Origin of the sequence: Flavobacterium sp. ACN6 (assembly GCF_002304005.1) — a bacterium.
Classification (GTDB): domain Bacteria; phylum Bacteroidota; class Bacteroidia; order Flavobacteriales; family Flavobacteriaceae; genus Flavobacterium.
Genome location: NZ_MRCQ01000021.1, coordinates 1 through 26,241, shown reverse-complemented (window position 1 = coordinate 26,241; position 26,241 = coordinate 1). Strand labels below are relative to the sequence as shown.

22 protein-coding genes and 2 tRNA genes are annotated in these 26,241 nt (G+C 33.9%); all 24 read left to right on the top strand.

Annotated elements, in window-relative coordinates:
- Positions 1-63 precede the first annotated feature (63 nt).
- The 24 genes from BSF42_RS21600 to BSF42_RS21480 all read left to right on the top strand — a co-directional run bounded on the left by BSF42_RS21600 (position 64) and on the right by BSF42_RS21480 (position 25,995).
- Complete coding sequence (locus BSF42_RS21600) at positions 64-1,260, top strand: exo-beta-N-acetylmuramidase NamZ domain-containing protein (protein WP_095955170.1); 1,197 nt, start codon at positions 64-66, stop codon at positions 1,258-1,260.
- A gap of 131 nt (positions 1,261-1,391) precedes the next feature.
- The gene (gene murQ, locus BSF42_RS21595; RefSeq protein WP_095955191.1) at positions 1,392-2,213 is read left to right on the top strand and encodes an N-acetylmuramic acid 6-phosphate etherase; all 822 of its coding nucleotides are present in this window, start codon (positions 1,392-1,394) and stop codon (positions 2,211-2,213) included.
- Positions 2,214-2,237: 24 nt separating this feature from the next.
- Complete coding sequence (locus BSF42_RS21590; RefSeq protein ID WP_095955169.1) at positions 2,238-3,743, top strand: sodium:solute symporter; 1,506 nt, start codon at positions 2,238-2,240, stop codon at positions 3,741-3,743.
- An 18-nt stretch (positions 3,744-3,761) separates the two neighbouring features.
- Positions 3,762-6,761 carry a glycoside hydrolase family 3 N-terminal domain-containing protein gene (locus tag BSF42_RS21585; protein WP_095955168.1) on the top strand — a complete coding sequence of 1,000 codons (3,000 nt, stop codon included), beginning with the start codon at positions 3,762-3,764 and terminating at the stop codon, positions 6,759-6,761.
- Positions 6,762-6,970: 209 nt separating this feature from the next.
- On the top strand, positions 6,971-8,176 hold the full coding sequence (locus BSF42_RS21580; protein ID WP_095955167.1) for an anhydro-N-acetylmuramic acid kinase: 1,206 nt from the start codon (positions 6,971-6,973) through the stop codon (positions 8,174-8,176).
- 38 nt (positions 8,177-8,214) lie between these two features.
- The gene (locus BSF42_RS21575) at positions 8,215-9,486 is read left to right on the top strand and encodes an acyltransferase family protein (protein WP_095955166.1); all 1,272 of its coding nucleotides are present in this window, start codon (positions 8,215-8,217) and stop codon (positions 9,484-9,486) included.
- Positions 9,487-9,579: 93 nt separating this feature from the next.
- Positions 9,580-11,151, top strand: a complete 1,572-nt coding sequence (locus BSF42_RS21570; protein ID WP_095955165.1) for a glycoside hydrolase family 10 protein — start codon at positions 9,580-9,582, stop codon at positions 11,149-11,151.
- Positions 11,138-12,697, top strand: a complete 1,560-nt coding sequence (locus BSF42_RS21565) for an MFS transporter (RefSeq protein WP_095955164.1) — start codon at positions 11,138-11,140, stop codon at positions 12,695-12,697. Before BSF42_RS21570 ends, BSF42_RS21565 begins: the two co-directional genes overlap by 14 nt.
- 21 nt (positions 12,698-12,718) lie before the next feature.
- The gene (locus tag BSF42_RS21560) at positions 12,719-13,060 is read left to right on the top strand and encodes a hypothetical protein (protein WP_095955163.1); all 342 of its coding nucleotides are present in this window, start codon (positions 12,719-12,721) and stop codon (positions 13,058-13,060) included.
- A gap of 23 nt (positions 13,061-13,083) precedes the next feature.
- Positions 13,084-13,965, top strand: a complete 882-nt coding sequence (locus BSF42_RS21555) for a hypothetical protein (protein ID WP_095955162.1) — start codon at positions 13,084-13,086, stop codon at positions 13,963-13,965.
- Positions 13,966-14,013: 48 nt separating this feature from the next.
- On the top strand, positions 14,014-14,460 hold the full coding sequence (locus BSF42_RS21550) for a GNAT family N-acetyltransferase (protein WP_095955161.1): 447 nt from the start codon (positions 14,014-14,016) through the stop codon (positions 14,458-14,460).
- Positions 14,461-14,468: 8 nt separating this feature from the next.
- The gene (locus BSF42_RS21545; protein WP_371616457.1) at positions 14,469-16,076 is read left to right on the top strand and encodes a glycoside hydrolase family 3 protein; all 1,608 of its coding nucleotides are present in this window, start codon (positions 14,469-14,471) and stop codon (positions 16,074-16,076) included.
- A gap of 125 nt (positions 16,077-16,201) precedes the next feature.
- Complete coding sequence (locus BSF42_RS21540; RefSeq protein WP_065450690.1) at positions 16,202-16,840, top strand: peroxiredoxin; 639 nt, start codon at positions 16,202-16,204, stop codon at positions 16,838-16,840.
- A gap of 256 nt (positions 16,841-17,096) precedes the next feature.
- The gene (locus tag BSF42_RS21530) at positions 17,097-17,405 is read left to right on the top strand and encodes a co-chaperone YbbN (protein WP_008462030.1); all 309 of its coding nucleotides are present in this window, start codon (positions 17,097-17,099) and stop codon (positions 17,403-17,405) included.
- Between the two features lie 67 nt (positions 17,406-17,472).
- Positions 17,473-17,730 carry a hypothetical protein gene (locus BSF42_RS21525; RefSeq protein ID WP_042566605.1) on the top strand — a complete coding sequence of 86 codons (258 nt, stop codon included), beginning with the start codon at positions 17,473-17,475 and terminating at the stop codon, positions 17,728-17,730.
- Positions 17,731-18,478: 748 nt separating this feature from the next.
- Entirely contained in the window at positions 18,479-18,976 is a 498-nt protein-coding gene (gene tpx / locus BSF42_RS21520) for a thiol peroxidase (RefSeq protein WP_095955158.1), read from the top strand.
- A 13-nt stretch (positions 18,977-18,989) separates the two neighbouring features.
- Positions 18,990-19,364 carry a diacylglycerol kinase gene (locus BSF42_RS21515; RefSeq protein WP_095955157.1) on the top strand — a complete coding sequence of 125 codons (375 nt, stop codon included), beginning with the start codon at positions 18,990-18,992 and terminating at the stop codon, positions 19,362-19,364.
- A gap of 18 nt (positions 19,365-19,382) precedes the next feature.
- Entirely contained in the window at positions 19,383-21,833 is a 2,451-nt protein-coding gene (locus tag BSF42_RS21510; RefSeq protein WP_095955156.1) for a DNA translocase FtsK, read from the top strand.
- A 7-nt stretch (positions 21,834-21,840) separates the two neighbouring features.
- Entirely contained in the window at positions 21,841-22,533 is a 693-nt protein-coding gene (locus tag BSF42_RS21505) for an outer membrane lipoprotein carrier protein LolA (protein ID WP_095955190.1), read from the top strand.
- Between the two features lie 8 nt (positions 22,534-22,541).
- The gene (locus BSF42_RS21500; RefSeq protein ID WP_095955155.1) at positions 22,542-23,996 is read left to right on the top strand and encodes an LptF/LptG family permease; all 1,455 of its coding nucleotides are present in this window, start codon (positions 22,542-22,544) and stop codon (positions 23,994-23,996) included.
- Positions 23,997-23,998: 2 nt separating this feature from the next.
- Positions 23,999-25,132, top strand: coding sequence for a 3,4-dihydroxy-2-butanone-4-phosphate synthase (gene ribB / locus BSF42_RS21495; protein ID WP_172426738.1), 1,134 nt, complete (start codon positions 23,999-24,001; stop codon positions 25,130-25,132).
- Between the two features lies 1 nt (position 25,133).
- Positions 25,134-25,532 (top strand): acyl-CoA thioesterase, encoded by a 399-nt coding sequence (locus tag BSF42_RS21490; RefSeq protein ID WP_095955189.1) that lies wholly within the window; start codon positions 25,134-25,136, stop codon positions 25,530-25,532.
- Positions 25,533-25,672: 140 nt separating this feature from the next.
- A tRNA-Ser gene (locus BSF42_RS21485) sits at positions 25,673-25,757 on the top strand.
- A 153-nt stretch (positions 25,758-25,910) separates the two neighbouring features.
- Positions 25,911-25,995 (top strand) — tRNA-Ser (locus BSF42_RS21480).
- Positions 25,996-26,241: the final 246 nt, after the last annotated feature.

The window sequence follows — 26,241 nt, the reverse complement described above, 5'->3', positions numbered from 1 at the left end:
ATCCAATTTTGTTTTTTGTCCTTTATTAAGCGTAATTTTAATTGTAATTTAAACTTTTGTGTTATGTTTCAATCCTTAAAAAAATTCACTTTTATTTTATTTTTGATCGTTTCAAATGCTTCGAATGCAAATTCGTCAGCGGAAATCATTACAAATAAAATCAATGGTATCAGTAATGAAATTAAAACAGGAGCTGATAATTTCGAAAAATATATTCCTTTATTAAAAGATAAAAAAGTTGGCATTGTTACCAATCAGACTGGAATTTTATCCAATAAAAAACATTTGGTTGATTTTTTATTAGAGAAAAAAATAAACATTCAGACTATTTTTGCACCAGAACACGGCTTTAGAGGAACAGCCGATGCGGGCGAACATGTAGTAGATGGAAAAGATGCCACAACGGGACTTTCGATTGTTTCTCTTTATGGAGAAAATAGAAAACCTAAAAAAGAGCAGTTAGAAGGAATTGATATTTTAGTTTTTGATTTGCAAGATGTTGGAGCAAGATTCTATACTTATATTTCTTCGCTGCATTATGTAATGGAAGCCTGTGCAGAAAACAATATTCCCTTACTAATTTTAGATCGTCCGAACCCAAATGGCTCTATTGTCGATGGACCAATTCTGGAAAAAAAATTTACCAGTTTTGTCGGCATGCATCCTATTCCAATTTTACACGGAATGACAATTGGAGAATACGGTCAAATGATTAATGGTCAAAAATGGCTGAAAAACGGAATACAATGTAAACTGACTATAATTCCGTGCAGTAATTATAAAAGAGATATGCCATACGGTCTTCCTGTAAAACCATCGCCAAATCTTCCAAACGATCAGGCCATTAATTTATATGCCAGTTTGTGTTTGTTTGAGGGAACAAATGTGAGCCTCGGTCGCGGAACCGAAAAACAATTCCAAATTTATGGTTCTCCTTACTTAACCAAAACAAGTTTTACTTTTACGCCAAAACCAAATTTTGGAGCTAAAGATCCTGTTTACAACGGAAAAGAATGTTACGGCGAAGATCTTTCTACCGCACCAAAAGTAACAAAACTAGAATTACGCTGGCTTTTAAAAGCGTACCAAAATACCACAGATAAATCTAAATTTTTTATTCCCTTTTTTACCAAATTGGCAGGAACAAAAAAATTGCAGCAGCAAATTGAATCCGGCGTTTCAGAAAAAGCCATTCGGGACAGCTGGAAAAAAGATTTAGAGGTTTTTCAAACTATGCGAAAAGCTTATCTGATTTATTAAATACAATTTTACCCCCTTTAAAATTTCCCCAAATCACACTATTTTTTAATAAAATAGAAACTACTAATGCATAACATCGAAGCCAGAATTTAGAAAAAAAAATGGCTTCAAAAATCAAAAAAAAAGAAAAAATGAAAAATAAAAACCCTGAAACGGAACAAGAATCTTTGTACAAAGATTTGGATCAAATGAGCGTGAAAGAGCTTTTGACGAACATTAATACAGAAGACAAAAAAGTACCGCATATTATTGAACATCAGATTCCTAAAATTGAAAAACTCGTTAAAGCGATTGTAAAAAAAATGCAATTGGGCGGACGATTATTTTATATCGGCGCGGGAACTTCTGGTCGAATCGGAATTTTAGATGCATCAGAATGTCCGCCTACTTTTGGTGTTCCGCACGACATGATTATCGGGATTATTGCGGGCGGCGATACTGCTATTAGAAAAGCGGTTGAAAATGCAGAAGACGACACCGAACAAGCTTGGAAAGATTTAGCTAAATTTGAAATTTCAAGTCTGGATTTTATTATCGGGATTGCGGCTTCTGGAAATACGCCTTATGTTTTGGGTGCATTGAAAAAAGCAAAAGAACATAACATTAAAACGGGAAGTATTTCCTGCATCAGTAACGGACTTATTGCACAGGAAGCAGACCATCCGATTGAATTAATTGTAGGGCCAGAATTCTTAACCGGAAGTACGCGAATGAAAGCGGGAACGGCTCAAAAACTGACTTTGAATATGATTTCGACTTCGGTAATGATTAAACTCGGAAAAGTAAAAGGTAACAAAATGGTTGACATGCAGTTATCTAACGAAAAATTGGTAAAAAGAGGCATCAAAATGATAATGGAAGAACTTGCAATTGATTATGATACCGCCGAAGAATTACTGCTTAAACATAAAAGTGTACGCGCTGTTCTGCTGGATCATAACAGTAAAAAATAACCTAATTTCTAAACCAAAACCAAAATGTCTTCTACTACCATTCTCATTTTCATCTTTGTTTACTTTGGTCTTTTGCTTTTTATTTCAAACATAATTAGCAAAAAAGGACAAGACAACGATTCTTTTTTCAAAGCAAATAAAAATTCTAAATGGTATTTAGTTGCTTTTGGTATGATTGGAACTGCGCTTTCGGGCGTAACTTTTATTTCTGTACCGGGCGAAGTGGGTTCGCCAAATGGAGAACAATTCAAATATTTTCAGTTCGTTTTAGGAAACGCCATCGGATTTGTAATCATTGCAAAAGTCCTGCTCCCGCTCTATTACAGAATGAATCTAACATCGATTTATAGTTATATCGAACAAAGAATGGGAGTTCGCAGTTACAAAACCGCTGCTTCTATATTTTTAGTCAGCAGAACCATTAGTTCGGCTTTTAGATTGTATTTGGTTGTTATTGTATTACAACGATATGTTTTTAACGATTTCAATATTCCGTTTCCTGTTACGGTGCTTTTGGCGCTGGCACTCATCTTTTTATATACTTTTAGAAGCGGACTTAAAACCATTATTATTACCGATACTTTACAGACGTTTTTTTTAGTTAGTTCCGTGTTTATTACCATTTATTTTGTTTGTGATAGTTTAAATTTAACTGTACTTGAATCCGTTTCAACCATTCAAAAAAGCAATTATTCAAAAATATTTTTCTTCGATGATTTCTTTACGAGCAAGTACCACTTTGTAAAACAAATTTTAGGAGGAATGTTTGTAACTATTGCAATGGTTGGACTGGATCAGGATTTAATGCAAAAAAATCTAAGCTGTAAAAACATTGGCGAGGCGCAAAAAAACATGTTCACTTTTACGGGAATTTTTGTTTTAATCAACATTATATTTTTGAGTTTAGGAGCTTTATTGTATATCTATGCAGATAGAAATGGCGTTGCAATTCCGTTAGATTTAGCGACAGGAAAACCAAGAACCGATTTGCTTTTTCCTGAAATTGCTTTAAATCATTTGTCAATTGTTCCGGCTTTCGTTTTTCTTTTAGGAATTATTGCCGCCACTTTTGCCACAACCGATTCTGCTTTGACAGCGCTGACAACTTCTTTTTGCGTTGATTTTCTCGGAATGGATAAATCTGAAAATTTAGGAAATACCAAAAATGTAAATACAAGACATTGGGTGCATTTCGGGTTTTCGATATTACTTTTCCTGGTTATTATTGTGCTGAATTCGTTTAACGATGCTTCAGTTGTAGCCTTAATTTTCAGGGCAGCCTCTTACACTTACGGTCCATTATTAGGATTGTACGCTTTTGGATTGTTACAAAAATCAAGATTAGTAAACGACAAATTGATTCCGATAATCTGTATTATTTCGCCGATTCTGACTTACTTTTTAAGCGAAAATTCGACACAATTATTTGGTTATACTTTTGACAATGAATTAATCCTTATCAACGGATTGTTTACGTATATCGGAATTTATTTCACCAGTAAACGCACAACAGAAAGAATCTCTTTTTAAATGCCCAAACACTATTTCATGAAAAATGCTATTATAAAAATAGGTCTGTTTACCATTATGCTTTTTTTTATCATCAATTGCGGTGTTTCGAAAAAAAGCAAAACTACAGTAGTTACCAATCAGCCTGTTTCTACCGAAAATAAAGAAGTTTATATCCCAAAAAACAAAGCAGAAAAAAAACCTTTTCTACAAGATTCTGATGCCGAAAATCACTGGACAGACAGCATTTACGCCCAAATGACTTTAGACGAAAAACTAGGGCAATTGTTTTTTGTTTCGGCTTATTCCAATAGGGATTCCGTTCATGTTAATTCAATAAAGAAATTAGTTGCCAATTATAAAGTTGGAGGTCTGATTTTCTTTCAGGGCGGGCCCGTTCGTCAGGCGAAATTGACTAATGAATATCAGGCAAAAGCCAAAATTCCGCTCTTTATTGGTCTTGATGCCGAATGGGGATTAAGCATGCGATTAGATTCGACTTATGCCTATCCTTGGAACATGACTTTGGGAGCGATTCAGGATTTAGCTTTAATCGAAAAAGTCGGAAGACAAATGGGAAGCGAATGCAAAAGAATGGGAATTCATTTCAATTTTGCGCCAGTTTTAGATATTAATACCAATCCGCTGAATCCAATTATCGGAAATCGTTCTTTCGGCGAAAGCAAAACAAACGTTGCCAATCGCGCATCGGCATTAATGAAAGGAATTCAGAGTCAAGGCGTTTTGTGTACCGGAAAACATTTCCCTGGTCATGGCGATACCGCAGTCGATTCTCATAAAGCGCTTCCTACCGTTTCGTTTACCAAAGAACATATGGACGAAGTGGAATTGTATCCGTACAAACAGCTTTTTGATGAAGGTCTGGCTTCGGTTATGGTGGCGCATCTCAATATTCCGAGTTTAGAACCAAGAGAAAATATTCCTTCTTCTGCATCTTATAATGTGGTTACCGAACTTCTTCAAAAACAATTGGGTTTTGAAGGACTAATTTTTACGGATGGTTTGGGCATGAAAGGCGCGAGTAATTTTAAAGGTGTCGGCGATTTAGAATTAGCAGTTTTAGAAGCTGGAAATGATATTTTTCTCTGCCCAGATGATGTCCCAGCGGCTTTAGAAAAATTAAAAACTTTTTATGCTGCAGGAAAAATTACAGAAGAGCGTCTGGCGCATTCGGTTAAAAAAATTCTTCATTATAAATTCAAAGCAGGTTTAAATAAATACAAACCAATTGAGCTAAAGAATTTACAAAAAGACCTAACCAGCCCAGATAAAGATGCGCTTCAATATACTTTATTCGAAAACGCAGCTACGGTTTTAAAAAATGAAAAAGACATTCTTCCAATAAAAGATCTGGAGCAGAAAATTGCTTATGTAAAATTGGGAGAAGATGTAAATAGTACTTTCATCACTACTTTAAAAAAGTACACCACAATCACTGAAGTTTCAAATACCAATGTTGATTCTTTAAACGCAGCATTGAAAAAATACGATTTGGTAATTGTGAGTTATCACAAAGTAAATAAAGCGTGGGAGAAACAAGATTTCAGTGCAAACGAATTGTTTTTTCTAAACAAAATAGCCGAAAATAATAAAGTGATTTTAGACATTTTTGCAAAACCTTACACACTTCTTCCTATTCAGAATTTTGATGCCATTGAAGGATTGGTGATTTCGTATCAAAATTCAAATATTTCTCAAATTGTTGCTGCCGAAATTTTATTTGGAGCAAAAAGTGCTAAAGGAAAATTACCTGTTTCGATCAATGAAAATTTCAAAGTAAATGACGGAATTGATACTGAAAAAATCGATCGTCTAGGTTTTGAAACACCCGAAAATATGGGAATGAGTTCGGCAATTCTTTCTAAAATAGATGCCGTTGCCCAAAAAGCAATTGATGGAAAAATGGCTCCCGGAATGCAGGTTTTGGTTGCGAGAAAAGGCAATGTTGTTTTTCAGAAATCCTATGGATATCATACCTATAATAAAGACGTAAAAGTTTCTAATACTGATTTGTACGATGTGGCTTCGATTTCAAAAATGATTTCTACGCTTCCAAACGTGATGCAGCAATACGATAAAAATAAAGTTACATTAGAAACCAAACTCGGAACGATGCTGCCGTTGTTTGCGAAATCGAACAAAAAGGATATTTCGTTTAAAGATTTATTAAATCATTACGCCGGACTTATTGCGTGGAGTCCGTTTTATAAATCTACAATTGATGCAAAAAGTTTTCCGCTGGAGAAGTATTACAGAAAAATTCCAGAGAAAAATTTCACGACAAAAGTTGCCGACAGTCTTTTTATTCGAAATGATTATCACGATACGATCATGAAATTCATCGCCGACTCTCCTGTTTCTCTTAAAAAAGAATACAAATACAGCGATTTTACTTTTATCATTTTAAAGGAATATTTGGAAAGAGCAACGCATCAAAACTTAGAAAATCTTAGTCAGAAAAACTTTTTCAACTCCATCGGAATGAATTATACGACTTATAATCCGTTGTTGAAATTTGACAAAAAAGAAATTGCGCCGACAGAAATCGATAATTATTTCAGACATCAACTCATACAAGGTTATGTACACGATATGGCTGCCGCAATGGAAGGCGGTGTTGCGGGTCATGCGGGAATATTTTCAAATGCGATGGATGTAGCTAAAATGATGCAGCTTTTTCTTCAAAAAGGAAGTTACGGAGGTGAAAGGTATTTTTCTGAAGCCACTTTTGACACTTTCAATACTTGTTTTTACTGTGCTCAAGGGGTAGAAAGAGGTTTAGGTTTTGATAAAAGATTAGGAAAAGACGGCCCAACTTGTCAATGTGCCTCTGCTTCAAGTTTTGGACATACTGGTTTTACCGGAAATATGGCTTGGGTTGATCCTGAAAACGAAACTGTATATGTCTTTTTATCAAACAGAACTTATCCCGAAATTGGCGAGGAAGGCAATAAATTAGCCAAAGAAAAAATTAGAGAAGATATTCAGAAAATAATTTATGAATCTATTATAAAATAACTTTGTTTCGTTAACTGTTTTAAACACATAGAGACACAGGTTTTATTTTTGAAAAAAAGATTACCAAAAGAAACTAGTTTCTAGCACATAGCAACTATGTTTGTTTAAAACAAGTGTAACGCCTTTTTTCGCGTCCTAAATCTATGCTTCTATGTGTTAAATTAATGCTCCCAACTGTTTAACTTTAGCTGCATTTTAAATGAATTTTTATGAACAAAAATATTAAGGCACTTTATCGAATTGCCCAAAAAGAAACCAAACGCATCATCGGACTCATGTCGGGAACTTCTCTCGACGGACTTGATATTGCATTATGCGAAATTTCGGGTTCTGGTGTGAATACGAATGTAAATCTTATTCAGTTTGAGACCGTTAGTTATTCAGAAGAAATTAAAACGGAGATTCGTAAAGTTTTTGCACAAAAAAACATCGAATTCCAACACTTAGCTTTGCTCAACGAGTGGATTGGTTTACTTCATGCTGGAATGGTAAATGACACTTTAAAAAAATGGAATATTCTTGCCGCTGAAGTTGATTTAATTGCTTCTCATGGACAAACTGTTTTGCATGCACCAAAATTTTTGCATCAGCAGGAGAAATTTCCAAATGCTACTTTGCAAATAGGTGACGGCGATCATATTGCGGTTAAAACAGGAATTATTACGTTATCAGATTTTAGGCAGAAACATGTTGCTGCAGGAGGCGAAGGCGCGCCATTGGCGGTTTACGGCGACTATTTTTTATTTGGAAAAGAAGGCGAAAACAGAATTATGCTGAATATTGGCGGTATTGCCAACTTTACTTATTTACCCGCTGCCATAAAAACCGAAGATACTTTTGTAACCGATACAGGAACTGGAAATACTTTAATTGATCTTTTTGTAAAAAAATATTTCTTTGATAAGAGTTACGATAAAGATGCCGAAATAGCAAAACAAGGAACGGTAAATCAAATTTTATTAGAAAATCTGAAAGACAATGCTTTTTTCAAAAAAGGATTTCCGAAAACAATTGGTCAGGAATTATTTAATGCGGAATATGTTGAATTAGCACTTTCCAAAAGTAATCTTACTGATATTTTAGCACCAGACTTATTAGCCACTTTAACCCGTTTTACTGCAGAAACTATTGCAGAAGCTATTCAATCTACCATCCAAAAAACCGAATACAAAATAGAAGATTTTAAAATCTACATGTCTGGCGGAGGCGCTAATAATCCTTTATTAGTGCAATGGCTGAAAGAATTATTGCCGTGTTCCTTTTTCAAAAGCAATGATTTGGGAATTAATAGTGATGCAAAAGAAGCAATTCTATTTGCCATTTTAGCGAACGAAACTGTTGCCGGAGGAGATTTCAAATTCAATTCTGTAAAAATCCCATCGGTAACTATGGGGAAAATTTCAATGCCCGATTAAAATACCCCAAACCCAATCTAACCACAAAACCACCAAAAATGAAAGACCGCATTATTTCAGTTGATGTTTTAAGAGGACTGACTGTTTTATTAATGACTTTAGTAAACAATCCCGGAAGCTGGAGTTACGTTTACCCTATATTAGATCACGCCAAATGGAACGGCTGTACGCTGGCCGATTTAGTATTTCCGTTTTTTATTTTTATTGTGGGAATCGCAGTTCCATTGGCAATGCCGATTAAAAAAGACAATGCTGAAAATGTCACTAAAATTATAACGCGATCTTTACGTATTTTCTGTTTAGGACTCTTTTTAAGTTATTTCTATTCGATTCATTTTATGGGTTTACAGCCCGGGATTACACTTTTGTGCATTCGTTTATTTTTCACTTTCTGTGTTGGTTATGCCTTAATTGGCGATTTCAATCTCAAAACAAAAACCATTCTTGCGGTACTTATTTTTGTCATTCTAATTGGTCTCGCTTACAGCGGACATGAGAATTTTGCTAAAATTAGAATCTTTGGCGTTTTACAACGAATTGGAATTGTTTACTTTTTTGTTTCTTTGATTTATCTCAAAACAAATATAAAAACACAAGCAATTCTAAGCGCTTCGATTCTATTAGGTTATTGGGCATTAATGACGCTTATTCCTGTTCCTGACGTAGGATATCCAAATTTAGAAGCCGGTACAAATTTAGCTTCTTGGCTAGACAGTGTTCTGCTTGAAAATCATATGTATATCGAAACCAAAACTTGGGATCCCGAAGGATTATTGAGTACTTTACCTGTAATTGGGAATGGTTTAATTGGTTTATTAATCGGACAGCTTTTAATCCAGCCAATGCCAAAAATTAAAATAAATAAAATAATGGCAGGAATTAGTTTAGTACTAATTCTTATTGGTTTGTTATGGTCATTGGTTTTCCCAATCAACAAATCGCTTTGGACAAGTTCTTATGTTTTATTCACCGCGGGTTTGGCCTTATTATTGCTTTCAGTAATTTATTACATAATAGATGTTCGAGGTTCTAAAAAATGGACCCCATTTTTATTGACTTGGGGTGTAAATCCGATGATTGTATTTTTCGTTTCTGGAATTTTGCCGCGTGCCTTAACGATGATTAAAATTCAAGACCCTGAAAATATTTCAGACAAAATAAACGTTAGAGATTATGCTTATAATTTTTGGATTAGTCCGCTGTTTGAAAATCAGCTGCTTTCGTCCTTAACTTATTCTATAATTTACATTTTATTATGGAGTATTGTATTGTGGTATTTTTACAAAAACAAGCTGATTTTTAAAGTTTAATTTTCTAAGAAAAACCATAATTATTATTGCAAAATTTAAATTTCTTATATCATCTAAAAAAACTATTTTTGGTTTCTGTTAAAAAACATTGAAATGCATAAAAATCAGTATTTAATATTCTCAATCTTATTTATATTTCTTTTTTCAACGATTTCTCAAGCGCAGGAAAAATCAATGCATCCTAAAAACGAATTTAGAGGTGTCTGGATTGCAACCGTTGTAAATATCGACTGGCCAAAAACAAGTATAGATAACGTAGAGAAAGAAAAAGCTGATTATCTTGAAATTTTAGAGGCTTATAAAAAACTAAATTACAATGCCGTAATTGTTCAGGTTAGAAGTGTTGGTGATGCCATCTATCCTTCTGAATTTGCACCTTGGTCTCGTTTTTTAACAGGGAAAGAAGGTATTGCGCCAAACCCCTATTATGATACATTAGCATGGATGATCGAACAGGCACATGCCAGAGGTTTTGAGTTTCACGCTTGGCTGAACCCATACCGCGCTACTTTCGATTTAAATAAAAACCTTTTAAGTCCCAATCACGATATTTTTAAACATCCAGAATGGATGATTGAATATGGCGGAAAAATGTACTATGACCCTGCTCTGCCAGAAGTTCAGGCACATTTAACAAAAGTAGTGAAAGAGGTTGTAGACAAATATGATATTGATGCCATTCATTTTGATGATTATTTCTATCCATATGCTGTTCCTGGAAAAGTTTTTAATGATACCGCTTCCTACAGAAAATACGGTGCAGGTTTAAATCTTGCCGATTGGCGCCGTGCGAATGTGAGCAACTTTGTACACACCATTTCCACAACTATAAAAGAAAGCAAACCTTGGGTTCAATTCGGAATTAGTCCGTTTGGAGTTTGGCGAAATAAATCACAAGATCCAAGAGGTTCTGAAACACAGTCGACATCCAATTATGACGATTTATATGCAGATCCTATGTTGTGGATGGACCAAAAATGGATCGATTATATTCTGCCTCAATTGTATTGGAGTATGAACAATCCTAGAGCATCTTATTCTAAATTGGTAAAATGGTGGGCAGAGAACTCTAATAATACTGCCGTTTATATTGGGCATGCTTCTTATAAAATTAGAGGTGATGGAGATAAAAACTGGAATTTTATGACTGAAATTCCAACACAGATTGACTTTGCAAGAAGTTTTAAAAACGTTTCTGGAAGTGCTTATTTCAGCTCAAAATGGTTTATGGGGAAAAACTTTGACGTAGTCCGTCATTTAGAAGAAAATCAATATAAATATCCAGCGCTTCCAGCTGCTGTTCCTAATTTACGACACGTTATTATTGATACGCCAAAATTGATAGAGTACAATAAAGACAGCATCCGATATAATTTTACATTTAAAAGTCCGCTGAACACCAAAGTTCGTTACATGGTAGTTTACGGAGGCGATCATGTTTCAAAAATCGATGTTAACGACGCTACAAAAATTATTGAAAAAGTTACCGTAAAAGAAGTTGACGGACAAATTACGTTCTCTATTGCTGCAGGAAAACTAAATCTTTTCAAAGCCTGTGCAATAACTTTTATTGATTATTATGCCAACGAAAGCACACCAACAGCAATAGATCTAAAAAAACCATTTAAAAACTATATACCAGCACAACCAAATGAAAATAGATAATAAACCGTGGTTTTGGATTCCGCTTCTTAACTTTGCTTCTGGGCTGCCTTATGCCGTGATTATTTCAGTTTCGGTAATTATGTATAAAAATCTAGGAATTACAAACGAAGATATTGGAGTCTACACCAGTTTATTATATCTGCCTTGGGTAATTAAACCTTTGTGGAGCCCCTTTATTGAGTTAACCGGAACCAAAAGAAAATGGTTTTTATCGATGCAGTTGTTAATTTCGATTGCCTTTTTACTAGTCGGATTTACAATTCCGCTCAATGGATTTTTCTTTATGACTCTAGCTATATTTTGGGTTGCTGCCTTTGCTTCGGCTTCTAACGATATTGCCAGTGACGGCTTTTATTTATTGGTTTTACCTGAAGACAAGCAATCTTTTTTTATCGGAATCAGAAGTACTTTCTATAGACTTTCAATGCTTGCAGGAAACGGATTAATAGTTCTTTTTGCAGGTTATTTGGAACAGAAATATAGTGATAATACGAAAGCTTGGTCCTACACAATGATCTTTGTTGGTTTATTGATGTGTTTTATAACGCTTTATAATTTTTTTGCAACTCCGAAAACAGAAATAAATGCTGGCGACAAACCTGCCGAAACCAACAAACAAAATTTTGCAACTGTATTTGCCAGTTTCTTCAAGAAAAAGCAAATTTTCATCATTCTGTCATTTATTCTTTTATTTCGATTGGGTGAATCGCAGCTTATTAAAATGCTAACCCCTTTTTTAATAGATCCTATTAAATACGAACTTGCCGAAACAACTACAAATACAGATCAGGCAAAAGCATTGGATATTTACAATTCAAAGGTCAAAAAAAATGAAAAACTTTCAGGCTCGGAACTAAAATACCTATATGCTAAACTTCCTATTCTTGTTGAAACTTTTAAAGGCGAAAAATTGTTAGAAGAAGTAACATCAAAAGATAAGAAACTTATAAAGGATAAAAAAGAATACGAAAGCGCCAACAGTGCTAGAATTACTTTTATAAACGAGTTGATCGCGAGTAATGGAAATCAGAAAACAAATGAAAAAGGCGGTATGGGCCTTACAACTGAAGACATAGGGTTAATTTACGGAACCTTCGGCCTAATTGCATTAACTCTAGGAGGAATTCTGGGCGGAATTGCGATTTCTAAACAAGGCTTAACGAAATGGATGCTTCCAATGATTTTAATTATGCATTTACCTATTATCGGTTTTGTTTTGCTGGCTCACTTTCATCCCGCTTCTATTTATTACATTTACGCAGTTGTTATAGTTGAACAATTTGGCTACGGTTTTGGTTTTGCTGCTTTCATGATGTATTTGATTTATGTTGCAGAAGGCGAATCTAAAACAGCTCATTACGCACTTGCAACCGGTTTTATGGCAATGGGAATGATGCTGCCAGGAATGGCCAGTGGATATATTCAAAATTATTTAGGATATGGAAACTTCTTTATTTGGGTTTTCATTTCCACAATCCCAGGAATTATTTTATCGAGATTTTTAATTTTCCCGAAAGATTTTGGGAAAAAATCTGAAGCAGTTTAAACCCAAATCAAACTCTTACATATGGAAATCAATGAAAATTTGCAGGCCGAACGAAACTTGAAAGGAGCTGAGTTCGAAAAAACCGGAAATCTTGAAAAAGCAATTGAATTGTATGAAGAAAATGTCGCAGAAAGCTTTAAAGGAAATCATCCCTACGATAGATTGGCAACGATCTACAAAAACCAAAATGATCTCGATAATGAAATTCGTGTATTAGAAAAAGCCATTATCGTTTACGAAGAAATCACGATTGAAGACCGAATTGAAGGACTGCCAAAACTTTTCCGTTTTAAAAATCGCTTAGAAAAAGCAATTGAAACCAAGAAGCAAATAGCTAAACAAAGGAAAGCAAAATTGAAGTAAAATATCCAAATCTACAGCTAAATATGAAAACACAGATTTATATAACAGTATTATTGATGATGCTATTATTATCTTGTGGACAATCTAATGAAAAGAAAAATAAACTGCTTGATAAAAACCAAACTGTTACAAAAACATTTGAGCAAAGAGAAAAAGAGCGGTTAGAAAAAAGAGCTGAAATTGAAAAAGATGAAAAGTTAGATAGTTTAAAATTAGATCGCGTTTTATCTGATGCATTGCGAATTGCTGAACAAAACATAGGTAAAAACAAATTTCAAAAAAACTATAAAACTTCTTCTAATATTGAGGTAGAATTAGATCTTGATAATCATTTCACAAAAGATTATCCTCACTTAATTATCCGCAGACATGCAGATGATATAGATGATTTATATATAGATATCTACTCAAAAGTTGACAGTAAATTTGAAAAGGCAGTTTCTCACCAACAATGGAAACTGACTTATCAAAAAGACACTATTCAAGACATTAATGGTGATGGATTAAAAGATTTCGTCTTAAATTGGTATGGCGCAAACGGGTGCTGCTTAAAAGCATTCAGCGATATTTATTTGCTGAGAAACGATAAAAAGACATTTTCAAAAAGCTTTGAATTTATCAATCCAACTTTTTCTCCGAATGAAAAAATAATAAGAGGTATTGAATATGGTCATCCCGGATATACTTCGATTTATAAATATAAATGGAATGGTGAAGCCGTTGATACTTTAGAATATGTTTACTATGAAACTGATAAAGAAGATAAAAAGACCGGAAAAATAATTATCTCAAAAAAAAGAGCTTATACCAAAAACAATAAAAATATCAAAAAACTAAATTCAGTACCAGCCGAATATAAAAATATTCAGAATTACGATTGGTTTACAGGAAAAGGTTATGAATAAAATCGAACTTCAATTTTCATTTAAAAAACAAGAAGGAATAAAAACATAATGACCACAAAACGAACAAATTCAGACGATATTGATTTTATAAATCTGGTTGTTTTATTAGATCAGGATTTATCGATTAGAGACGGCGAAGATCATGCGTTTTACAATCAATATAATAAAACGGATAAGATCAAACATGTTCTGGTTTATTATGAAAATGATATTCCTGTTGGCTGCGGTGCTTTTCGCGAAAAAGAAAGCGGCACAACCGAAATCAAACGAATGTATGTGCATCCTGATTTTAGAAAAAAAGGAATAGCTTCTGCCGTTTTAAAAGAGTTGGAAATCTGGGCAAAAGAAGTTGGTTACAAATACACGATTCTCGAAACGGGAAAAAACCAGCCCGAAGCGATTAACCTATATCAAAAATTAAATTATACCATAATTCCAAATTATCCGCCTTACGAAAAGATGGATAACAGCGTTTGTATGAAAAAGACTTTATAATAATGAAAATGACAGCTCAAGCATTACGACAAAAAGTGGGACAATTCTTTTTTCCTGCAGTTTTCATCAACGATACCGAAGAAAATATTCAGGAAACAGAACGTTTGATCAAAGAACACAACATTGGCGGACTCACTTTCTTCCACAGTCGTGCGAGCGCTGCAACGAATTATGAAAGCAAGAAAAAAGTGGTCTTTAATGATGACAGCTACGAAAAAATCAAAGCTCTTATTGTTCGTTATCAAAAGTCTGCTTCTACTCCTCTTTTAATAAGCATTGATGCAGAATGGGGTTTGGCAATGCGAATTGAAAAAACACCGCAATATCCGTACGCGATTACACTTGGCGCTTTGCCTGCAAATAAATCAAATCTGGTGTACGAAGTCGGAAAACAAATTGGATTAGATTTAAAAGCAGCCGGAATTCAGTATAATTTATCGCCTTTGGCAGACATCAACAACAATCCAAATAATCCCGTTATTGGCTATCGTTCTTTCGGTGAAAACAAAGAAAAAGTCGCTGATTTTTCGATCGAATATTTAAATGGAATGTCGGAAGTTGGGGTTTTAGGCTGTCTGAAACACTTTCCCGGACACGGAAATACCAATGTTGATTCGCATTTAGGATTACCCGTTTTAAAAGAAACTTTAGACGAGCTATTAGAAAACGAATTGTATCCCTTTATTAAAGGAATAGAAAATAATGTCGATTCGATTATGATTGGTCATTTGGCTGTTCCGAGTTTAAATGACGGAAAAGATACTTCGGCAACCTTATCAAAAGCGGTTATTCAAGATCTTTTACGTGACGAATTAGGTTATGAAGGTTTGGTAATTTCTGATGCTTTAAATATGCACAGCGTTTCTAAATTGTATGAAACTAAAGGACATTTAGAATGGGAAGCATTTAATGCTGGAAATGATGTTTTATGCTTCGCCGAAAATGTTCCCGAAGGAATTGAAGAAATTCTAAAAAATGCTTCACCAGAACGCATTGAAGAAAGTTTTAACCGAATTATGAAAGCGAAAGAAAAAGCTGGAATTCTTTCTGGAAATACTGCTGCCTCGGGAGAATTAAACTTCGAAAAAGCATCAGATTTAAATTTGGAAATTGCTCAAAATGCTATTACATCAATTATTGATAACCAAAATTCAGAATTGGCATTTGAAGCGCAGAAAAACAATAAATTAGCCAAACTGAGTTTATATAACAATACCGAAAATACTTTTTTCAAAACTTTAAATTCACAACTGTCTTCGCCAGAATTTGCTTTTGAAAACTTAGAAGTTTCGGATGTTTTATCCATAAAAAAAGAATTAGAAAATTTCGATACAATTCTAATTTCCTTATTTGTTCCGAAAGCAAAACCAATGAACAATTTTGAAATTAATGATGAAGTTTTAGAACTTCTTTCAAATTTACTTCAAACTAAAAAATGCATCCTTTACGTTTTCGGAAATCCGTATGTTTTGCCGATAATTCCGAATCTTAAAAAGGCTTCAGGATTAGTTCAGGCGTATCAGGATTTTGAAGAATTTCAAAAAACAGCAGCTAATCAATTTTTAGATAAAATTCCTTCAAATGGAATCCTTCCAGTAAACATTGAAATTCAATAAGTTAAAAAACAAAATAGTCAAAACTTATCAACTTATAAATATTAATAATCACATCTTATTGTAAGTACCTGTACTTATACCCTACTTTTGCATCAGAAATAAATTTTTAACGTAAAACGAAAAATATGTCTTTAGTAGGAAAAAAATTCCCAAGTATTGCAGTAGATGCTATCTCAGAAATGGGCGATAATTTAAAAATCAACATTTTTGAAGAAGCAGTAAACAACAACAAAAAAGTATTATTGTTTTGGTACCCAAAAGATTTCACTTTTGTATGTCCAACTGAATTACACGCCTTTCAAGCTGCATTACCAGAATTTGAAAAAAGAAATACTATCGTAATCGGAGCTTCATGCGACACAAACGAAGTACACTTTGCTTGGTTAAATACTCCAAAAAACAATGGTGGAATCGAAGGTGTAACTTACCCAATCTTAGCGGATACAAACCGTAACTTATCTAACATCTTAGGAATTTTAGATATCGATTCTACAGAGTACAGCGAAGAAACAGATTCAGTTATTATCGAAGGTTCAAATGTAACTTACAGAGCTACTTACCTAATTGACGAAACTGGAAAAATTTTCCACGAAAGTGTTAACGATATGCCATTAGGACGTAACGTAAACGAATACTTAAGAATGGTTGATGCTTACACACACATTCAAGAAAAAGGTGAAGTTTGTCCTGCAAACTGGGAAGCTGGAAAAGAAGCTATGTCTGCTGATAGAATCAGTACTGCAGAATACCTTAGTGCTAACTAAGAAAAAAATAAATTCCAATTTTTTAAATTCCAAATTCCAATTGGGATTTGGAGTTTAAAAACTGGAAAATTCAATTCAAAAATCAAAAACATTTTAAGTTTAAAATTTCTAAGTTCAATCGCAAGATTTAGAATTTGGAACTTACAAACTTGCAATTTCATTTTCAAAAATAACATTTTCAAAATTTAGAATTCATAAGTTTCAATAGTAAAATTTGGAATTTGGAATTTAAAATTTGGAATTTAAATCAAAAGGTATGTTAATCGACTTAAACGAAGATACGTTAGCAGATTTAGTTGCTAAAAACGAAAAAGTAGTAGTACAATATTCAGCTTCATGGTGTGGAAATTGCCGTATTATGAAACCAAAATTCAAAAAATTAGCAACAGAAAATGAAGCTATCACTTTTGTTTTGGTTGATGCAGAAAATTCTCCTGAATCTAGAAAATTAGCTAATGTGAGCAACCTGCCAACATTTGCAACTTTCGTAAACGGACAATTGGTTGGCGAAACGCAGACTAACAAACAAGAAGTTTTAATTGACTTAGTAAACGCTATTGTTTAATTGGTTATTTGTTTATTCGTTTAATCGATTAAACAAAAAAACGATTTAACGCTTAAACAAAAAAATCATGAAATTACCAGTAATAAAGCAATTAACACAGTTCATCGAAGAAAATGATCAGGATTATATCATTGAAACGATCGAAGTTCTAGAAGCGATGACCGAAATTCCTTCTCTTAAAGATGAAGAATTAGACGTAATTGGCGAATTGATTTCGAATATGTATGGCGCTCTTGAAGTACACAAAATGGTTTCTCAGGGAACAGATAAAAAAGAAGCTTTAAATGCGTTCATGAAACGTGTTTTAGGTTCAATCGATAAATAAATCGACCTCTTTTTCAAGAAAAAAACAAAAAAACATGACTGAAGAAGCGTTTCTTAATAAGGGACGCTTTTTTTTGTTTTCAGTCTCAGTGGCAGCTTTCAGTCCCTGCCTCGGTTTATACAATGTCTTGTCAGGCTGAGCGAAGTCGAAGCCCACGCAAGAAACTCCTTAATGCATCTAAAACCTTTGTCAAAGTTTTAAACTTTGACAAAGGTCAGCTCGGAGTCGTACTAAATCTAAAATCTACCCTCCAAAATCTACAATAATTTGGGCGAGACAGTATTTGAAAAAGCAGGCAAACATACTTTGTCTTTATTCGCCTGCTTTTTCAAATACTGTCGGGCTATCCGCGCTACTTCGGTAGCCAGCTCCTATCCCTCTCGCGGGTAAAAGGTTTCAAAGACGTTTTAATTTTATCTAGGTATCAAAAGCAAATCAATTGCCTCCAGCTTTAGCTGGAGGTAAGCTAAAGCCTTTTATATTCACTTATAAAACCTCCAACTAAAGTTGGAGGCTACTAAAAGTTGCAATACGCAACTTAAACACACTTCTTTCCTTTGACATCACTCAGCCTGACAGATATAACAAATCTAAAATCTACCTTCTAAAATCTAAAATTATTAGATAAATTCGTGAATTCGTGGCCATTCAAAAACTAACCTTAATCTCTCCTTAAACCCACAACAAATACTTTTAGATTCAAATATTAATCCTTACTTTTGAACCTCATTAATTTTAAACAAAAATCATGGCATCTATCACATTAGGAGGAAATCCAGTTCATACATCAGGCGAGTTACCAGCAGTTGGATCACAATTAGCTGACTTCAAATTAGTTCAAAACGATTTATCTGTTGCTTCATTAAGTAATTTTGCTGGTAAAAAATTAGTTTTAAACATCTTCCCTAGTGTTGACACAGGAACCTGTGCTGCATCTGTTAGAAAATTCAATCAAAGTGCAAGCGGTTTAGAAAACACAACTGTATTATGTATTTCTAGAGATTTACCTTTTGCTCAAAAACGTTTTTGTGGTGCTGAAGGTTTAGAAAATGTAGTAAACTTATCAGATTTTCAAGAAGGTGCTTTCGGTAAAGCAAATGGTTTAGAAATCGTTGACGGACCTTTAGCAGGTTTACATTCAAGAGCAATCATTGTGGTTGATGCAGATGGAAAAATCGTTCATACAGAACAAGTTGCTGAAATTGCAAACGAACCAAATTACGAAGCAGCTTTAGCAGCACTATAATATTTTCCTTTAAATGGAGTTTCAAAAAGACAATACTTTTGTTACAGGTCGATTAAAGAGTGTAACTTATGCTTTTAAAGGAGCTGTAAAACTTATTAAAACAGAACACAGCGTTATGGTTCAATTCTCATTAGGAATTATCATGACCATTGCTGGATTCTATTTTCATATTTCACAAACCGAATGGCTTTGTCAAACAATGGCAATCGGTTTAGTTTTAAGTGTTGAAGGACTAAATACGGCGGTTGAAAAAATCGCCGATTTTATCCATCCTGATTACAGCAAACGAATCGGATTTATTAAAGATATTGCTGCCGGAGCGGTATTTTTTGCCGCAATGACTGCAATAGCAATAGGCTTGATTATTTATATTCCAAAATTTATTTAGGCAAAGGAAAACGCAAGAATGGCAAAAAATAAAAAAGAAACTGTAGATAAAAAAAACGACAAACAAGAAGGAAGTAAAAGATCTTTTAAGATATCAAAACAACAAAAATTTGTTTTGGGCTGTCTTTTGGTTCTTTTTTCTGTTGCACTATTAGTGGCATTTATTTCTTTTTACGTTAACGGACAATGGCAGAATGACCAAAGTGTTGTAAACCAGCTCGGCGATCGTACTGAAATTGTTGAAAACTGGCTGGGAAAATTCGGAGCCTATTTAGCCGATTTAATTATTTATAGAGGTTTTGGACTTGCTTCTTTTATCTTCGTACGTTTATTTTTCCTTACGGGAATGTTTTTAGCATTGGAGCTTTCGACTCAAAAGCTAAAAAATACTTGGTTTTGGGATATTTTTGCTATTATAATTGTTTCAATTCTGTTTGGCTTTTTCGCTACTTCTGCACCAGAATTAGGAGGAACAATTGGCTATGAATTAAATTTATTCCTGCAGGATTATATCGGAAAAACAGGAACCTTACTTACACTGCTTTTCGGATTAATTGTTTATTTGATTTTCAAAATAAAATTATCTCCAGAAAGAATACAGTCATTTTTTGATTCTACTAAAAAAGAACTCAAATCGGAACTTGAAGCTTTAAAACCAGCTGTCAAACAACCTGAAAGTGCTTATAATCTAGAAGAATTTGCTATTGAAGAACCAGAAAAGGATCCTGATTTAGATAACATTCATATCAAAACAGTTGATACACAATTCGAACTTAACAAAGAGGCATTAAAGCCAACAATTTCTCATTCTTCTGAAATCGAATTGAATCCGATTTTAAAGCCAATTACCCCAAAACAAGAATTACCTTTAGTTTCTCCCGATGAAGCTTTTGTAATTGAAAAAGCTGAAGAAGAAGACATTATCGAAGAAAACTTAGCTTCTCGCCTAGTTGCCGATTTCGGATTATTTGACCCTACCTTAGATTTATCGAATTATAAATTCCCAACAATTGATTTATTAAAAGAATATTCAACTGGAGGAATTACCATAAATCAAGAGGAATTAGAAGAAAATAAAAACAAAATTGTAGATACACTTCGTAACTATAAAATTGAAATTGCCCAGATTAAAGCGACCGTTGGTCCATCGGTAACTTTATATGAAATTGTTCCTGAAGCCGGAATTAGAATTTCAAAAATTAAAAGCTTAGAAGATGATATTGCTTTATCATTATCCGCATTAGGAATTCGTATTATTGCGCCAATTCCTGGAAAAGGAACTATCGGTATTGAGGTTCCGAACAAAAACCCGACTATGGTTTCGATGAAAAGTGTTATTGGAGCAGCGAAATTTCAGGAAGCTGAAATGGAACTTCCAATTGCATTAGGAAAAACCATTTCTAACGAAACTTTTGTTGTCGATTTAGCTAAAATGCCTCACTTATTGATGGCTGGAGCAACTGGACAAGGAAAATCTGTTGGATTAAATGCTGTTTTAACTTCGTTATTATACAAAAAACATCCAGCCGAAGTAAAATTTGTTTTGGTCGACCCGAAAAAAGTGGAACTTACCCTTTTCAATAAAATTGAAAGACATTATTTAGCCAAACTTCCTGATACCGAAGATGCTATTATTACAGATAATGCAAAAGTTGTCAATACTTTAAATTCACTTTGTACCGAAATGGACAATCGTTATTCTTTATTAAAAGATGCGATGGTTCGTAATATTAAAGAATACAACGATAAATTCAAAGCAAGAAAATTAAATCCAGAAGCCGGCCACCGATTTTTACCTTATATCGTTTTGGTTGTCGATGAGTTCGCCGATTTGATTATGACAGCAGGAAAAGAAGTTGAAATACCTATTGCCCGTTTGGCGCAGTTAGCACGTGCTATTGGTATTCATTTAATTATTGCTACACAAAGACCTTCTGTAAATGTTATTACAGGTTTAATTAAAGCCAATTTCCCTGCGAGGATTGCTTTTAGGGTAACATCTAAAATTGACTCTAGAACTATTCTTGACACGCAAGGAGCGGATCAATTAATTGGTCGTGGAGATTTATTATATACGAATGGCAATGATGTTGTACGTGTACAATGTGCTTTTATTGACACTCCAGAAGTTGAAAAAATTACAGATTTTATTGGCGGACAAAAAGCATATGCTACAGCTTATTTGCTTCCAGAGTTTGTAGGAGAAGAAACTGGCATTAATCTTGATATAGATATTTCTGAAAGAGATACTTTATTTAGAGAAGCGGCAGAGATTATTGTCAATGCCCAGCAAGGTTCTGCTTCTTTATTGCAGCGAAAATTAAAATTAGGATACAACAGAGCCGGTCGATTAATCGATCAGCTGGAAGCAGCAGGAATTGTTGGTCCGTTCGAAGGCAGTAAAGCTAGAAGTGTGAATATTTTAGACTTAAGTGCTCTTGATCAATTTTTTAACAATGAACAAAATTAATCCAATCATGAGAACAAAAATTCAAGAAATCAACAACAATTCTATCGCAAATATGACTAAAAGGTGTTTTCAAATGGCAGTTATATTGCTTTTGAGCTTCAGTTCTATTCAGGCTCAGGATAAAAAAGCTAAAGATTTATTGAACGAAGTAACTTCTAAAATAAAAAGTTACAATAATATTGTTATTGACTTTAAATATTCTTTGAATAACGCCAAAGAAAACATTAATCAAGACAGCAAAGGTAATGTAACGATGAAAGGCAATCAATATGTATTGAATTTCATGGGCGTTACAAAAATTTTTGACGGTCAGAAAACATATACTATCGTTCCTGAAGATGAAGAAGTTACTATTTCTAAAGTAAACGAGAAAGATGACAATGCAATTACGCCTTCCAAAATGCTTACTTTCTTCAATTCTGGCTACAAATACAATATGGATATTGTACAAAATGTAAAAGGAAGAAAAATTCAATACATCAAATTAGTTCCTACAAGCGGTAAAGACCAAAGAAAAGAAATTCTTTTAGGTGTTGACGTTCAGACAAAACACATATATAATTTGATTGAAACTGGAAAAAACGGAACAAAAACAACTTTAACCGTTAATTCTTTTAAAACCAATCAGCCATTATCAAAAAATCAATTTACCTTTGTAGCGAGTAAATACCCGAAATACTACATTAATAAATTAGATTAATCAGAAGGTTGAAAATTCTAGACAAATACTTATTAAAAACATTCTTATTTACATTTACTACGGTATTTGTAATTCTATTTTTCATATTCATACTGCAGACAGTATGGCTATTTATATCAGAACTAGCAGGTAAAGATCTCGACTTATTATTGGTCGTGAAATTCCTGCTTTTTTCTATGCCCCGAATTATACCTCTGGTACTACCCCTTTCGGTTTTACTGGCCTCTATCATGACTTTCGGAAACTTGGCAGAAAACTACGAATTTGCTGCTATGAAATCTTCTGGGATTTCTCTTCAGAGAGCTATGCGGGTCTTGATAGTTTTTATTTTTGTTTTAAGTATTGTCGCATTTTGGTTTGCCAATAATGTTATTCCGTATGCAGAATATAAATTTGTGAACTTCAGAAAAAATATCGCTCAAGCCAAGCCCGCAATGGCAATTGCCGAAGGACAATTTAATGATGTTGGGTTTTATAATATCAAAGTGAATAAAAAATCTGGTGAAAATGGAAATCATCTTACTGGAGTAACGATTCACGAAAAGCCTAATAATATGGGCGAAAATAAAACGGTAATAAAATCTAAAACTGGAGAATTAATAAGCAGTGAAAAATCCAGCATTTTACAGTTAGTCTTAAATGACGGTTATTATTATCAAGATGTTACACCAAAAAAATATGAAGACCGCGCTAAATTACCTTTCATAAAAGGAAAATTTAAAAAGCAGATCATTAATATAGATTTAGCAGAATTAAACAAAGTTGACGACAGCAAAGAAAGTATTGCCGGAACTAATGCAATGCTGAACGTTAATGAATTACGTTATACTCTAGATTCGTTAAATAAAAATTTAGATAACGAAATCATTTCTTTTTCAGAGAATATTAACCAGCGCGTTGGAATTAGAAAAATCTATTCTGGACCAGAAAAAAAACTCAAGAAGAAACAGCTTTCTAATGATCTTATGTCAATGTATTCTAACAAAGACAAAGTAGATATTTTGAAGATGGCAGGAAGTAATGTTACCAACAACATCTACTCGATCGAAACAACTCAAAAAGATCTAAAAGACAAACAACGTGATATTAACAAGCACTTAAGTGCATTTTACGAAAAATTCGTAATTGCGTTTGCCTGCTTTTTAATGTTCTTTATTGGAGCCCCGCTTGGCGCTATTATTAGAAAAGGCGGACTTGGACTTCCAATTGTTTTTGCTGTTTTAATCTTTATTACTTTTCACTTTATTAATACTTTCGGAAAAAGATTGTCACAAGAAGGCGGTATGACTCCATTTATGGGATCATGGATGTCGTCGTTTATCTTATTGCCGTTAGCAGTTCTTTTAACCTATCGTGCAACAAACGACAACGGATTAATTAATTTTGATGCGATAACAACTCCGATTTCACAACTATTTCAAAAAATTTCCGAGCGGTTCTCACCGGCTCAAAAGCAACAATAATTATGTCAACAACAAAAATACAACTGAATACCATTGAAGAAGCTATAGAAGATATTCGTCAAGGTAAAGTAATCATTGTAGTCGATGATGAAGATCGCGAGAATGAGGGTGATTTTTTAGCTGCCGCTGAAAAAATAACTCCAGAAATGATCAATTTTATGGCTACTCATGGACGCGGTTTAATTTGTACCCCACTAACAGAAAGCCGTTGTAAAGAACTTGATCTTCGAGCTATGGTTACCAATAATACTGATCATATGGAAACTGCTTTTACTGTTTCTGTTGATTTAAAAGGTAACGGAGTTACAACTGGAATTTCGGCAGCCGATCGTTCTAAAACAGTTGAAGCTTTGGTTGATCCTAATACAAAACCTCACGATTTAGCTCGTCCTGGCCATATTTTCCCTTTAATTGCCAAACAAGGCGGTGTTTTAAGAAGAACCGGACATACTGAAGCCGCAATTGACTTTGCTCGTCTGGCAGGATTTAAACCAGCTGGAGTAATCTGCGAAATCCTAAACGAAGACGGAACAATGTCTCGTTTGCCTGAATTGATAGAAGTGGCAAAAAAATTCGATTTGAAATTAGTTTCAATTGAAGATTTAGTTGCCTACAGAATGCAGCATGATAGTTTGATTGTTAAAAAAGAAGATTTTGATATCGAAACTCGTTTTGGCACTTTCAGATTAAGAGCTTACGAGCAGACTACAAATAAACAAATTCATATTGCCTTAACAAAAGGAACTTGGAATCTTGGAGAGCCTATTTTAACCAGAATCCACTCTTCGCAGGTTAATAACGATTTACTTGGAACATTGACCAATAATGCCGAACAGCAATTAGATGATATGTTTAAAGTAATTAATGAAAATGGAAAAGGTGCTGTTATATTCATCAATCAAGATATGACTGCAGTAAATCTTTTAAATAGAATTTCGGAACTAAAATCGCTGCAATCTAATGGAACTTTGAAAGCTCCTAAAGTGATTATTGACAGTAAAGATTACGGAATTGGCGCTCAAATCCTTCATGATATTGATATTTCTAAAATTAGACTGGTTTCAAATACAGAACAAACAAAACGTGTTGGTATGATTGGTTACGGACTTGAAATTACTGAATATGTTAATTACTAATATGGGTACAATAGAAGAAAGAATTCAGAAATCTGAAACACGCATATTTAAAGCTGTTTTTCCGAGCACTACAAACCATTATGACACTTTATTTGGTGGAACTGCACTTCATCTTATGGATGAAGTTGCTTTTATTTGTGCAACGCGTTTCAGCAGAAAGAAAGTTGTGACTATTTCAACTGGTCAAATTGACTTTAAAAAAGCAATTCCGGCTGGAACTTTAATTGAATTGGTAGCAAAAGTTGACAGCGTTGGACGAACAAGCTGTAAAATTCATGTTGATATTTTCATGGAACAAATGTATTCAGAACTTCGTGAAACGGTAGTTTCAGGAACTTTTTCGTTTGTTGCTGTTGATGAAAACAAAAAACCAACTCCAATTTTAGACGATTTAGAATAATTATTCTTAAAAAAATATTTTCCGAAATACTGATAATTAAGCACTTGAAAATTAACTTAAAAAAATCAGCGAAAAAGTTTTTATAATCGGAAAAGCATACTATATTTGCACTCGCAATCAGATAATGATCGCGACATACTGGAGAAATGGCAGAGCGGTCGAATGCGGCAGTCTTGAAAACTGTTGACTGTAACAGGTCCGGGGGTTCGAATCCCTCTTTCTCCGCTGAAAATTGAAACCCTTAACATTTGTTGAGGGTTTCTTTTTTTTTATAGAATATCCTATTATTTTCTTTGTAAATAGTTCCGAAAAAATTTTTTACAACCGAAAAAACATTTTATCTTTGCACCCGCAATCAGCGTATGATTGCTACATAATGGAGAAATGGCAGAGCGGTCGAATGCGGCAGTCTTGAAAACTGTTGACTGTAACAGGTCCGGGGGTTCGAATCCCTCTTTCTCCGCGGAAACTTCAAACCCCTAACATTTGTTAGGGGTTTTTGTTTTTATTATACTAAATCAAACTATCTTGTTCTGCATTGAAAATTTTTAACGATACCGGTGAATTGATATATGAAAAATCATGGATCAGGTGCAAAAGTTGGGGATTAAGCAAAAAGATTAGATAATCTGAATAAGAAGAAATCTATTTTTCTGACTCCTCTAAATTGCGATCTAAAAGCTTTTACTTTTGCATTGAAAGATTCTGC

Excerpts from the sequence above, each read along its gene's own strand:
- BSF42_RS21545 (WP_371616457.1), top strand. The coding sequence starts at position 14,469 with ATGACAGCTCAAGCATTACGACAAAAAGTGGGACAATTCTTTTTTCCT.
- ribB (WP_172426738.1), top strand. The coding sequence starts at position 23,999 with ATGTCAACAACAAAAATACAACTGAATACCATTGAAGAAGCTATAGAA.
- BSF42_RS21525 (WP_042566605.1), top strand. The coding sequence starts at position 17,473 with ATGAAATTACCAGTAATAAAGCAATTAACACAGTTCATCGAAGAAAAT.
- BSF42_RS21530 (WP_008462030.1), top strand. The coding sequence starts at position 17,097 with ATGTTAATCGACTTAAACGAAGATACGTTAGCAGATTTAGTTGCTAAA.
- BSF42_RS21510 (WP_095955156.1), top strand. The coding sequence starts at position 19,383 with ATGGCAAAAAATAAAAAAGAAACTGTAGATAAAAAAAACGACAAACAA.
- BSF42_RS21575 (WP_095955166.1), top strand. The coding sequence starts at position 8,215 with ATGAAAGACCGCATTATTTCAGTTGATGTTTTAAGAGGACTGACTGTT.
- tpx (WP_095955158.1), top strand. The coding sequence starts at position 18,479 with ATGGCATCTATCACATTAGGAGGAAATCCAGTTCATACATCAGGCGAG.
- BSF42_RS21580 (WP_095955167.1), top strand. The coding sequence starts at position 6,971 with ATGAACAAAAATATTAAGGCACTTTATCGAATTGCCCAAAAAGAAACC.
- BSF42_RS21585 (WP_095955168.1), top strand. The coding sequence starts at position 3,762 with ATGAAAAATGCTATTATAAAAATAGGTCTGTTTACCATTATGCTTTTT.
- BSF42_RS21590 (WP_095955169.1), top strand. The coding sequence starts at position 2,238 with ATGTCTTCTACTACCATTCTCATTTTCATCTTTGTTTACTTTGGTCTT.
- BSF42_RS21515 (WP_095955157.1), top strand. The coding sequence starts at position 18,990 with ATGGAGTTTCAAAAAGACAATACTTTTGTTACAGGTCGATTAAAGAGT.
- BSF42_RS21570 (WP_095955165.1), top strand. The coding sequence starts at position 9,580 with ATGCATAAAAATCAGTATTTAATATTCTCAATCTTATTTATATTTCTT.
- BSF42_RS21490 (WP_095955189.1), top strand. The coding sequence starts at position 25,134 with ATGGGTACAATAGAAGAAAGAATTCAGAAATCTGAAACACGCATATTT.
- BSF42_RS21550 (WP_095955161.1), top strand. The coding sequence starts at position 14,014 with ATGACCACAAAACGAACAAATTCAGACGATATTGATTTTATAAATCTG.
- BSF42_RS21540 (WP_065450690.1), top strand. The coding sequence starts at position 16,202 with ATGTCTTTAGTAGGAAAAAAATTCCCAAGTATTGCAGTAGATGCTATC.
- BSF42_RS21505 (WP_095955190.1), top strand. The coding sequence starts at position 21,841 with ATGAGAACAAAAATTCAAGAAATCAACAACAATTCTATCGCAAATATG.
- BSF42_RS21565 (WP_095955164.1), top strand. The coding sequence starts at position 11,138 with ATGAAAATAGATAATAAACCGTGGTTTTGGATTCCGCTTCTTAACTTT.
- BSF42_RS21555 (WP_095955162.1), top strand. The coding sequence starts at position 13,084 with ATGAAAACACAGATTTATATAACAGTATTATTGATGATGCTATTATTA.
- BSF42_RS21600 (WP_095955170.1), top strand. The coding sequence starts at position 64 with ATGTTTCAATCCTTAAAAAAATTCACTTTTATTTTATTTTTGATCGTT.
- BSF42_RS21560 (WP_095955163.1), top strand. The coding sequence starts at position 12,719 with ATGGAAATCAATGAAAATTTGCAGGCCGAACGAAACTTGAAAGGAGCT.
- murQ (WP_095955191.1), top strand. The coding sequence starts at position 1,392 with ATGAAAAATAAAAACCCTGAAACGGAACAAGAATCTTTGTACAAAGAT.